The sequence below is a fragment of the Lysinibacillus sp. NPDC093688 genome (assembly GCF_050280145.1).
In the GTDB taxonomy this organism is placed as follows: domain Bacteria; phylum Bacillota; class Bacilli; order Bacillales_A; family Planococcaceae; genus Lysinibacillus; species Lysinibacillus xylanilyticus_B.
Window position 1 is genome coordinate 1 of the sequence record NZ_JBNNUX010000063.1, and the last position, 11913, is coordinate 11913.

Here is an 11913-nt window from a genome sequence, read left to right on the forward strand (position 1 = left end):
TCACACCCGTTCCCATACCGAACACGGAAGTTAAGCTCTTTAGCGCCGATGGTAGTTGGGGGCTTCCCCCTGTGAGAGTAGGACGTCGCTAGGCACCTAGAAAAGTCGAGGATTTATTCCTCGGCTTTTTTTGTATTAATCAATTTCGCCTTGGCGTAATTGTTGCTGTCGCACAGAAAACATTTGTAGCTGTCGCTTCGCTTTCGCTACAGATAAACAATGCGTCGGATTTTGAATTGTGCCTAGGCCTGCACGACGCAGGTCAGTTAGCCGTTTTCGCAGGATGCGAAGGTTTTAGGTTTTTAGGCTAACATCCTATATCTGGATGTTATAAAATTCTCCTACTTATTCCTCTGCTACAAGTTTTATTATTTCTCCTTTTTCATTAACTACGGCAATCGCTTTTGAAATATCTATGTTATTAATAGCATAAATTTTTGTTCCAACTGGATAAATATTTGAAGACAATTCTTTACTATCTTGTTCTTTGTTGAGGTGGTATTTTACGTCGCTTAACTTTTCACCAAGTTGTTTATTCTCTAAAACTCCTTCAGTCATAATGTAATGTGTATTATTGTACTTTACGAATTGAAATGCCCAAGAAGATGAAGCATTGCATCCTATTAACAAGAAAATTAACAAGAAACAACAAAAATAAAAAGAATACTTCAAAGTCATACCTCCTTTCGGAAATAATACCATTTTTTCAGGAAATTCAGAATGAAAGAGGATAATTCTATTATCTCAGCAGAACATAATGATGGTGAGCTATCAGAGATTAGATTAGTAGCGGATCTTAATTTAGAAGAAATAAATAATAATTAAAAACTACTTGCCACTTACTTATAAAAATACGAGGTATAGAAGAAAAACAGCGGTTATGGAAGGCGTTGCGTTATGGTGAAGAGCATTTTATTAATAAATCAAACATACTAAAGGAACAAACTAAAGGTATAATGAAACTCATACGAGGAAAAATTATTGGATACAAGATCGAAAGGAAGAAAGATTTGGGAAAAAAACAAATTTGGTATGAAGTAGAAGAAAACGAAACAATTGAAGATTGTTTGGCAAGAATGCGTCGAGATGGTTATATGGCAGTGGGAAGAAAAGAAGAACCGATTTTTCACTTAGTCAATGGAGAACCAACGTATTTACGTCAAAAAATACAATTTAAAGCGATGGACTGGCAAGATTCCGAGTAAATTTGACTAAAATCCGAACGTTCATAAATGACTAAAATAAAATGTTCGCATTTTTGCATTGACGATAGTGGAATGACTTGTTAAAATATGAGAAGGAAAAACAAATAAATCCCACATATATGCTAGAGGATTGGCTCTAGTGTCTCTACCCGGCACCGTAAATGCCGGACTATGCGGGAAAGCACTTTTGGCATGTTACGGAAGGGTGTGTGTACAGAAATGTACATTTGCATATTCTTTTCATAATAAGTCCTCAAGTAAACTGCTTTCACGTGTATGGTAGAGAGTAGTTTATTTGAGGATTTTCTTTGTTATAAAAGAAAAAGTAAAGAATTGTAGTAGCTATAATATATTTGATCATTTTTCTATCGTTAAAAAGGAGCGACAATCATGAATCCGAAAATCGGTGTCATTATGGGGAGTTCAAGTGACTGGGAAACAATGAAACATGCATGTGATATTTTAGATGAATTACAAGTACCATACGAGAAAAAGGTAGTGTCTGCACATCGTACTCCTGACTTAATGTTTGAGTATGCAGAATCAGCACGTGAGCGAGGTATTCAAGTAATTATCGCTGGTGCAGGTGGAGCTGCACATTTACCAGGAATGGTAGCAGCTAAAACAACGTTACCGGTAGTCGGTGTACCTGTGCAATCCCGTGCTCTTAACGGTCTTGATTCACTATTATCAATCGTTCAAATGCCTGGTGGTGTACCTGTAGCAACGGTAGCGATTGGCAAAGCAGGAGCGACGAATGCAGGCTTGCTTGCAGCGCAAATTTTATCGACAACAGATGCACAGCTTGCTAATAAACTAGATGCTAGACGTGAAGCCACGAAGCAACAAGTACTGGAAAGCACAGGTGACTTAGTGTGACAAAGATAATTTATCCAGGGCAGACGATAGGCATTATCGGAGGAGGGCAACTTGGTCGTATGATGGCACTTGCTGCTAAAGAAGCAGGCTTTAAAGTTGCTGTTCTTGAACCATTAATGGATTCACCATGTGGACAGGTTGCGGATGTACGTATTTTAGCACCATATGATGATGAGGCAGCTTTAGAAGAACTTGCCGAGGTAAGTGACGTTATAACGTATGAGTTTGAAAACATCGATTATGATGGCTTAAAACGATTAACACAAATGGCTTACGTCCCACAAGGAGCAGAGCTAGTACGCATTACACAAAACCGTGTGACTGAGAAAGAAGCGATTGTGAACGCAGGTTGTCCGGTAGCCCCTTATTTGGTTGTAAATACATATGAAGAATTACTAGCCAATATCGATAGGATTAGTTATCCTTGTATAGTCAAAACAGCAAGAGGTGGTTACGATGGCAAGGGGCAGCAACTTTTAAAATCTGCAGAAGACCTATCGTTAGCAAAGGGGCTTTTCTCTCATTCACATTGTATTGTTGAGGGATTTGTGCCTTTCGTTAAAGAGGTGTCTGTCATTGTACAAAGAAACGGTGATGGTGAATCATATTGTCAGCCAGTTGGAGAAAATATTCATGTTCATCATATTTTACATGAAACGATTGTGCCAGCTCGTATAAAAGAGGAAACAGCACAGGCTGCAGAGCGCGAAGCCTTGAAAATTGCTGATTACTTAAATTTAGTGGGCACATTAGCTGTAGAAATGTTTGTATTAGAAGATGGTGGCATTGTTATTAATGAATTAGCACCAAGACCTCATAATTCAGGTCACTATTCAATAGAAGCATGTAATGTTTCACAGTTCCATCAGCATATACGCGCTGTTTGTGGTTGGCCATTACGTAAACCACAACTTTGGGCACCATCTATTATGATAAATGTTTTAGGGCAGCATGTCATGCCACTTAGTAACTCAATTGCTAAATATCCTGAATGGTCTATACATCTTTATGGGAAAGCTGAAGCTAAGGTGAACCGTAAGATGGGCCACGTAACGATTATGACAAAAAACTTAGAAGAAACACTACAACAAATCGAGAGTTCTGGCATTTGGTCAGAATAGAAGGAGAAACGCAATGATCGAACGTTACACAAGACCAGAAATGGGCGCAATTTGGACAGAACAAAATAAATATCAAGCTTGGCTAGAGGTTGAAATTTTAGCATGTGAGGCTTGGGCAGAATTAGGCGACATTCCAAAAGAAGATGTAGCTAAAATCCGTGAAAATGCTTCATTTGATGTGAATCGTATTTTAGAGATTGAGCAAGAAACACGTCATGATGTTGTAGCATTCACTCGTGCCGTATCTGAAACACTTGGTGAAGAGCGAAAATGGGTACACTATGGTTTAACTTCAACGGACGTAGTTGATACAGCCCTTTCTTTTTTAATTAAACAAGCGAATGATATTTTACGTAAAGACATCATGAATTTCATTGACATTATCGCAGCAAAAGCGAAAGAGTATAAGCATACGGTCATGATGGGACGTACACACGGTGTTCATGCTGAGCCAACAACTTTCGGTTTAAAATTAGCTTTATGGTATGAAGAAATGAAGCGTAACTTAGAACGCTTTGAAGCAGCAGCAAAAGTAATTGAAACAGGAAAAATGTCTGGTGCAGTTGGAACATATGCCAATATCGATCCTCGAGTTGAGCAATATGTATGCGATAAATTAGGACTTACAGCATCACCTATTTCAACACAAACATTACAACGTGATCGCCATGCACAGTATTTTGGGGCGTTGGCATTAATCGCAACATCAATAGAGAAATTTGCAACAGAGATTCGCGGCTTGCAAAAATCTGAAACACGTGAAGTTGAGGAAGGCTTTGCAAAAGGACAAAAAGGCTCGTCAGCGATGCCTCATAAACGTAATCCAATCGGGTCTGAAAACATGGTTGGTATGTCACGTTTAATGCGTGGCTATATGGTAACGGCTTATGAAAACGTAGCATTATGGCATGAGCGTGATATTTCACATTCATCTGCAGAGCGTGTTATTTTACCGGATGCAACAATTACACTTAACTATATGTTAAATCGCTTCGGTAACATTGTGAAAAACTTAACAGTATTCCCTGAAAACATGAAACGTAATATGGGTCGCACTTATGGTCTAATTTACTCTCAACGCATCCTATTAGCACTTATCGATAAAGGATTAGTGCGTGAGGAAGCGTATGATACAGTACAACCTTTAGCGATGCAGGCGTGGGATGAGCAAGTTCAGTTCCGTACGTTAGTCGATGCAAGTGAAAAAATTACATCGCATTTAACGAAAGAAGAGCTAGATGATTGCTTCGACTATAACTACCATTTACAGCATGTAGATATGATTTTTGAGCGTCTTGGACTTAACTAATATTGATTGAGTAGAGCCACTAGCGGATGTTACAGAATTGAATCGTATACGTACGATTCAATTCTGAACAATACGCGTGTATTTCATAATATCAGGGGGAGTAACGAAATGACTACAGGTCAACTTTTGTATGAAGGTAAAGCAAAAAAATTGTATACAACAGAGGAGCCCAATGTGTTACTCGTTGAATACAAGGATAGTGCAACAGCATTTAATGGTGAGAAAAAAGAAGAAATTGAAGGTAAAGGCGTATTAAATAATCGCATTACCTCTCTAATTTTCGAAAAATTGCAAGCTAACGGAATTGCGTCACATTTCGTAAAACAATTATCTGATACGCAACAGCTTGTAAAAAAGGTAGATATTATTCCAATAGAGGTCGTAGTTCGTAATATAGCAGCAGGTAGCTTAGCGAAAAGTCTCGGCTTGGAGGAAGGTACACCATTAAAACGCTCAATCGTTGAGTTTTACTATAAAGACGATGAACTAGGCGATCCGCTCATTACAACGGAGCATATTGACGTACTTGATCTTGCAACACCTGAGGAAGTGACAGCCATTTATAATGGTGCACTTGCAGTTAACGAAGTTTTGCAGCCTATATTTGCAGATGTCAACGTTACACTAATTGACTTTAAATTAGAGTTCGGACGTGACAATGATGGAAATGTACTGCTGGCAGATGAAATATCACCAGATACATGCAGACTTTGGGATGCAACTACAAAGCAAAAGTTAGACAAAGATGTCTTTCGTAGAGACCTTGGTAATTTAACTGAAGTTTATACTATTATACTTTCTAGACTCGGAGGCAAATAACAATGAAAAAAGTTAAAATTTACGTAACATTACGTGAGAGCATTCTTGATCCACAAGGTTCAGCTGTACAAGGTTCTTTAGTGAAAATGGGTTACGCTGAAGTAGAAGATTTACGTATCGGTAAATATCTTGAACTAGCAATTAAAGATACAGAACGTGATATTGATACTCTAGTAAAAGAAATGTGTGAAAAGGTTTTAACTAACGTTGTGATCGAAGACTACCGTTACGAAGTCGAGGAGGCTAACTAATCATGAAATTCGCAGTACTCGTGTTCCCTGGGTCAAACTGTGATATCGATATGTATCATGCGATTAAAGACGAGCTAGGTGAAGAAGTAGAATATGTATGGCATACAGCAACAGATTTAAGTGGCTTTGATGGTATTTTAGTACCGGGAGGCTTCTCATACGGGGATTACCTTCGCTGTGGTGCGATGGCAAATCAATCTAATATTATGGCAGAGGTCAAGAAGGCAGCAGATGCTGGTAAGCCGGTATTAGGAGTATGTAATGGATTCCAAATCCTAACTGAAGCAGGTTTATTACCAGGTGCATTACTTCGAAACAAAAATTTGAAATTCGTGTGCCGCACAATCCAGCTTAAAGTTGAAAACAATAATACATTATTCACAAACCAATATGAGCAAGGTCAAATGATTAATATTCCAATCGCACATGGTGAAGGTAACTACTACTGTGACGAGGAAACTTTACAAGCATTAAAAGATAACAATCAAATCGTGTTTACATACTCAGGCGAAAATCCAAACGGTTCTTTAGAAGATATCGCAGGGATTATAAACGAGCGCGGCAATGTACTAGGTATGATGCCTCACCCAGAGCGAGCTGTTGATGCACTGGTGGGCGGAGCAGACGGTCTAGCAGTATTTAAATCAATTGTGAAGCAGTGGAGGGAAAATCATGTCAACAACTAAGTTTGAGCCAACAGCACAGCAAATTAAAGATCAAAAGCTATACGCTGGTATGGGGATGTCAGACGAAGAATTTGCAATGGTAGAAGGTATTATAGGGCGTCTACCAAACTGGACAGAGACAGGTCTTTTCTCAGTAATGTGGTCTGAGCACTGCTCATACAAAAATTCAAAACCAGTGTTAAGTAAATTCCCTACGAAGGGTCCACAAGTTTTACAAGGTCCAGGTGAAGGTGCTGGTATCGTAGACATTGGTGATGAGCAAGCAGTTGTATTTAAAATGGAATCACATAACCATCCTTCAGCAATTGAACCTTACCAAGGTGCTGCCACAGGTGTTGGTGGTATTATCCGTGACGTTTTCTCAATGGGTGCACGTCCAATTGCGATGCTGAACTCACTACGCTTTGGCGAATTAAAATCAGCGCGTGGAAAATATTTATTTGAAGAAGTCGTTGCTGGGATCGCAGGTTATGGTAACTGTATCGGGATTCCTACAGTAGGTGGCGAGATCCAATTCGATCCTTGCTATGAAGGCAATCCATTAGTTAATGCCATGTGTGTAGGTTTAATTGACCACAAAGATATTCAACGTGGAATCGCAGCTGGTGTAGGGAATACAGTTATGTATGTTGGTGCTAAAACAGGTCGTGATGGTATCCATGGTGCAACATTCGCCTCTGAGGAGTTAACAGAAGAATCAGAGAACCAACGTCCAGCAGTACAAGTAGGAGATCCATTTATGGAGAAACTTTTACTTGAAGCATGTTTAGAAGTTGTAAAATCTGACGCACTAGTAGGTATTCAAGATATGGGTGCTGCTGGTCTTACTTCTTCATCAGCAGAAATGGCTTCTAAGGCTGGCTCCGGTGTAGAAATGAACTTAAACTTAGTACCTCAACGTGAAACAGGCATGACGGCATATGAAATGATGCTATCTGAATCTCAGGAGCGTATGCTACTTGTTGTGAAAAAAGGTCGCGAAGATGAAATTAAAACGATTTTCGATAAATATGATTTAGATGCTGTAGCAATTGGTCGAGTGACTGATGATAAAATGCTTCGCCTTTTACATAACGGTGAAGTTGTAGCGGAAGTACCTGCTGATGCACTTGCAGAAGATGCACCAGTTTATCATAAACCATCTGCAGAGCCTGCTTACTATTCAGAATTCCAGGCGATGGAAAATACAGAACCAGTGGTAACAGATTACAAAGAAACATTAAATGCACTTTTACAAGCACCAACAGTTGCTTCAAAAGAGTGGGTTTACGATCAATATGATTATCAAGTTCGTACATCAACAGTCGTTGCTCCAGGTTCTGATGCAGCCGTTATCCGCGTTCGCGGTACGAACAAAGGATTAGCGATGACTACAGACTGTAACTCTCGTTATATTTTCCTAGATCCAGAAGTAGGCGGTGCCATTGCGGTAGCTGAGGCTGCACGTAATATCGTAGCAACTGGTGGTACACCATTAGCGATTACTGACTGCTTAAACTTCGGCAATCCTGAGAAACCAGAAATCTTCTGGCAAATTGAAAAATCAGCTGATGGTATTTCAGCAGCTTGTACAGCACTGAATTCACCAGTAATCGGTGGTAACGTGTCTCTTTATAACGAACGTTCTGGTGAAGCGGTTTACCCAACACCAACAATCGGTATGGTTGGACTAATTGAAGATTTAGCACATGTAACAACTCAAGAAGTAAAAGCAACTGGTGATGTAGTATTTGTGATCGGCGATACAAAAACTGAATTCGGTGGTTCGGAGCTTCAAAAATTATTAAATAATGGGGTTATTTCAGGGAAAGCACCAGCGATTGACCTACAAATTGAAGTTGCACGTCAACAAGCATTGCTTACAGCAATTAAAGCAGGAATCGTACAATCTGCACATGATGTAGCAGAAGGTGGTCTTGCAGTGGCTCTTGCTGAAACAACATTTGGAGCTAATGGCTTAGGTCTTGATGTGACATTAACAGGCTCTGCTACTACAGCATTATTCAGTGAAACACAATCTCGTTTCGTTGTAACAGTGAAAGAAGAAAATGCAGCTGCATTTGTAGAAATTGTAAAAGACGCAAAGAAAATCGGTGTCGTAACAAACGATGCGCTTGTTAAAATCGACGGTGACAACGGTGTGCTTGTAGAAGGTACAGTGGAGGAATTCCGTTCTAATTGGAAAGGAGCAATCCCATGCTTGCTGAACTCAGAGGCTTAAACGAAGAATGTGGGGTGTTTGGTATTTGGGGCAACCCGAATCCAGCACACCTTAGTTATTACGGGCTTCATGCTCTTCAACACCGTGGCCAAGAAGGGGCTGGAATCGTCGTTTCTGACGGTCAGCATCTTCGCGCGGTGAAAGGCGAAGGACTAGTTAATGATGTTTTCAACGAAGAGAAGTTAAAGGCAGTGGACGGAAAAGCAGCAATTGCCCATGTCCGTTATACGACTGCTGGAGGAGGCGGTATTGAAAATGTACAGCCGTTATTATTCCACTCGTCAACTGGTAGCCTTTCAATTGCTCATAACGGTAATTTAGTCAATGCAACGCACTTAAAACAGTACTTAGAGCGACAAGGGAGTATTTTCCATTCTAGCTCCGATACTGAAGTGCTTGGGCATCTTATTAAGAAAAGCTCGCTTTCACCATTCCGTGCAAAGGTGAAAAATGCCCTCTCATTATTAAAGGGTGCTTACTCATTCTTAATTATGACTAAAGATGAAATGCTTGTCGCACGTGATCCACATGGTTTACGTCCATTATCTCTTGGAAAGCTAGGAGATGGTTGGGTTGTTGCCTCTGAAACTTGTGCATTTGATTTAATAGGTGCAGAATTTGTTCGCTCTGTTGAACCTGGTGAGTTATTAATTATTAACGATGAGGGTGTAAAATCTGATCGTTTTGCAGAGATGGATAAACGTGCAATGTGCGCGATGGAGTACGTTTATTTAGCACGTCCTGATTCTGATATTGATGGTATTAACGTCCACATGGCGCGTAAACGTATGGGAAAACAGCTTGCTCGTGAATGTGCACATATTGAAGCTGATGTTGTTACAGGTGTCCCTGACTCAAGTATTTCAGCAGCAATTGGCTTTGCCGAGGAAAGCGGTATTCCGTATGAACTAGGTCTTATTAAAAATCGCTATGTAGGTCGTACATTTATCCAGCCGACACAGGAATTACGTGAGCGCGGTGTGAAGATGAAACTTTCTCCGGTTGTTCAAGTCGTAAAAGGTAAACGAGTAGTGATGGTGGACGATTCAATCGTTCGTGGTACAACTTCACGACGTATTGTAAAAATGTTAAAAGATGCAGGGGCAGCAGAAGTACATGTTGTGATTTCTTCGCCACCGATGACGGATCCTTGCTATTATGGCATCGATACTTCAACACATGAAGAATTGATTGCATCTAGCCAAACTGTAGATGAAATCCGTGAAACGATAGGAGCCGATTCACTAACATTCCTTTCCGTTGAAGGTATGGTAGAGACGATTGCAAGACCATATGAAGATGAAAACCGTGGATTATGCCTAGCATGCTTTACAGGTAAATATCCAACAGAAATTTTCCCAGATACAATCTTACCGCATGAAAAAGAACTATTACGTTAAGAAAAACATCTAAATACGTCTAGCAATGATGACAAATCAAGATTCAGATGTGCCAAGGCGATTTGGATGATAAGGAGGAACTCTGCGTGTCAAAAGCATATGAACAAGCAGGTGTAAATATTGAAGCAGGCTACGAAGCTGTAAAACGAATGAAGTCTCACGTTGAACGTACAAACCGTCTAGGTGTGATGGGCACGTTCGGTGGTTTTGGTGGTATGTTTGACTTGTCAGAACTAAATCTTAAGGAACCTGTTCTTATTTCAGGTACTGATGGTGTTGGGACAAAGCTAAAGCTAGCGTTTATGGTGGACAAGCATGACACGATTGGCGTTGACTGTGTAGCGATGTGCGTCAATGATATCGTAGCGCAAGGTGCTGAACCATTGTACTTTTTAGATTATGTAGCCCTTGGAAAGGCAGAGCCTGCAAAAATTGAGCAAATTGTAAAGGGTGTTGCAGATGGCTGTGTGCAATCTGGTGCGGCATTAATCGGTGGTGAAACTGCAGAGATGCCAGGTCTTTACGAAGAAGATGAGTATGATTTAGCTGGTTTTGCAGTAGGAGCTTGTGAAAAATCAGCCATCGTAACAGGTGAGAACATCGTAGAGGGTGACGTGCTTGTTGGTATTGCTTCAAGTGGTGTGCATTCAAACGGTTACTCATTAGTGCGAAAAATTGTCTTTGCAGATAATCAGTACGCAGTTGATTCGATTGTGGAAGGCTATGAGGATCTTGGTCCTATCGGGGAAGCCTTGTTAGTGCCAACAAAATTATATGCGAAACCTGTACTTGCAGCTTTAAAAGCAGCAGACGTTCATGGCTGTGCACATGTAACGGGCGGTGGCTTTTATGAAAACCTACCACGTATGATGCCAGAAGGTTTAGCAACTGAAATTGACTTAGGTTCTTGGCCAGTCTTACGTATTTTTGAGTTCTTAAAAGAAAAAGGACAGTTAGAGGACAAGGATTTATATAATGTCTTTAACATGGGCATTGGCTTCGTTTTAGCTGTACCTGCAGCTGAAGTAGAGAAAGTGCTTGCTACAGTAGAAGCAAATGGTGAAAAAGCATACAAAATTGGTCGCGTTGTGAAAGGCGAAGGTGTTGTATTCAATGGCTCACATGATGGGAGTTTAGTGTAATGACTGCACCAACTAAAATTGCCGTTTTTGCTTCAGGTAGCGGCAGTAACTTTCAAGCTATTCAAGAGGCCATTGAACGTGGTGAACTACATGCAAAGATTGAACTTGTTGTGACAGACAAGCCTAGCGCATTTGTAGTGACACGTGCTGAAAACTATAGTATTCCAGTGCTAGCTTTAAGTCCAAAAGAGTTTTCATCAAAGGCAGATTACGAGACTGCTATTATCGAGGCTCTTCAAGAGCGCCATGTAGAATGGATTGTGCTTGCAGGTTATATGCGCTTAATTAGTGAAGTATTGCTAACTGCCTACCCACAGCGCATTGTGAATATTCATCCTTCACTATTACCGGCCTTCCCTGGTAAGGATGCCATTGGTCAAGCGATGGAACACGGAGTCAAGATAACAGGGGTAACAGTCCATTTTGTAGATGAAGGTATGGATACAGGGCCTATTATTGCACAAGCGGCAGTTCAAGTTGTTGAAGGTGACCGTGAGGCAACAGAAACGGCAATTCATCACGAAGAGCATGTACTCTATACAAAAGCTTTAGAGCAATTATTAAAGTAATTCAGTGGTGAGGAGTTAGGTCTTCTGGAACAATTCAGCCTAACTCTACTCTATCAATAATAGCAAGACATATTCGTGGCAAACACGATAAAAATTGGTTCATCACCAAAAATTGTGGATGACTTTTGTTAAAACGTCTACTATGTAAATAAGTTGATTGGAGTGGAGGCTGGGCGACTCCTTGGGGATTAGCGATAGGGGAACGAAGGCTAAAAGCATCACATCCTGTGATAACGCCTTCGTGACCAACATCGTGTTGGCCCGAGACCCTGGAGCGAGCATCGCGAGTGAAGCGGCTCATCGGACGCCCC

The 11913-nt window shown here is 40.5% G+C and carries 12 protein-coding genes, 1 rRNA gene and 1 riboswitch; of the genes, 12 read left to right on the top strand and 1 reads right to left on the bottom strand.

What is annotated here, in order from left to right; all coding sequences use genetic code 11:
• Positions 1–94 (top strand): 5S ribosomal RNA (rrf, locus tag ACQKN2_RS24025); the annotation flags it as partial.
• 251 nt (positions 95–345) lie between these two features.
• Here the strand turns inward: rrf and ACQKN2_RS24030 are convergent.
• Positions 346–672, bottom strand: coding sequence for a hypothetical protein (locus ACQKN2_RS24030; protein WP_427417174.1), 327 nt, complete (start codon positions 670–672; stop codon positions 346–348).
• Positions 673–1010: 338 nt separating this feature from the next.
• Between ACQKN2_RS24030 and ACQKN2_RS24035 the strand changes: the two genes are divergently transcribed.
• The 11 genes from ACQKN2_RS24035 (at position 1011) to purN (ending at position 11602) form a co-directional block, all read left to right on the top strand.
• Entirely contained in the window at positions 1011–1205 is a 195-nt protein-coding gene (locus ACQKN2_RS24035; RefSeq protein ID WP_427417175.1) for an NETI motif-containing protein, read from the top strand.
• 93 nt (positions 1206–1298) lie between these two features.
• A riboswitch (purine riboswitch) is annotated at positions 1299–1397 on the top strand.
• 198 nt (positions 1398–1595) lie between these two features.
• Positions 1596–2084 carry a 5-(carboxyamino)imidazole ribonucleotide mutase gene (gene purE / locus ACQKN2_RS24040; protein ID WP_427417176.1) on the top strand — a complete coding sequence of 163 codons (489 nt, stop codon included), beginning with the start codon at positions 1596–1598 and terminating at the stop codon, positions 2082–2084.
• On the top strand, positions 2081–3205 hold the full coding sequence (gene purK / locus ACQKN2_RS24045) for a 5-(carboxyamino)imidazole ribonucleotide synthase (RefSeq protein WP_427417177.1): 1125 nt from the start codon (positions 2081–2083) through the stop codon (positions 3203–3205). Before purE ends, purK begins: the two co-directional genes overlap by 4 nt.
• Before the next feature lie 13 nt (positions 3206–3218).
• Positions 3219–4514, top strand: coding sequence for an adenylosuccinate lyase (gene purB / locus ACQKN2_RS24050; RefSeq protein ID WP_427417178.1), 1296 nt, complete (start codon positions 3219–3221; stop codon positions 4512–4514).
• Positions 4515–4622: 108 nt separating this feature from the next.
• Positions 4623–5333, top strand: coding sequence for a phosphoribosylaminoimidazolesuccinocarboxamide synthase (gene purC, locus ACQKN2_RS24055; protein ID WP_427417179.1), 711 nt, complete (start codon positions 4623–4625; stop codon positions 5331–5333).
• A 2-nt stretch (positions 5334–5335) separates the two neighbouring features.
• The gene (gene purS, locus ACQKN2_RS24060; protein ID WP_079562648.1) at positions 5336–5584 is read left to right on the top strand and encodes a phosphoribosylformylglycinamidine synthase subunit PurS; all 249 of its coding nucleotides are present in this window, start codon (positions 5336–5338) and stop codon (positions 5582–5584) included.
• A 2-nt stretch (positions 5585–5586) separates the two neighbouring features.
• Complete coding sequence (gene purQ, locus ACQKN2_RS24065; RefSeq protein ID WP_323651741.1) at positions 5587–6270, top strand: phosphoribosylformylglycinamidine synthase subunit PurQ; 684 nt, start codon at positions 5587–5589, stop codon at positions 6268–6270.
• A complete protein-coding gene (gene purL, locus ACQKN2_RS24070) occupies positions 6257–8491 on the top strand; it encodes a phosphoribosylformylglycinamidine synthase subunit PurL (protein ID WP_427417180.1) in 2235 nt (744 codons plus the stop codon). The genes purQ and purL overlap by 14 nt, the downstream gene beginning before the upstream one ends.
• Positions 8467–9891: an amidophosphoribosyltransferase gene (gene purF / locus ACQKN2_RS24075; RefSeq protein ID WP_323651739.1), complete on the top strand. Its 1425-nt coding sequence runs from the start codon at positions 8467–8469 to the stop codon at positions 9889–9891. The genes purL and purF overlap by 25 nt, the downstream gene beginning before the upstream one ends.
• 86 nt (positions 9892–9977) lie before the next feature.
• A complete protein-coding gene (gene purM, locus ACQKN2_RS24080; protein ID WP_376078109.1) occupies positions 9978–11033 on the top strand; it encodes a phosphoribosylformylglycinamidine cyclo-ligase in 1056 nt (351 codons plus the stop codon).
• Entirely contained in the window at positions 11033–11602 is a 570-nt protein-coding gene (gene purN / locus ACQKN2_RS24085) for a phosphoribosylglycinamide formyltransferase (protein WP_427417181.1), read from the top strand. The genes purM and purN overlap by 1 nt, the downstream gene beginning before the upstream one ends.
• The last annotated feature ends 311 nt before the right edge of the window (positions 11603–11913 follow it).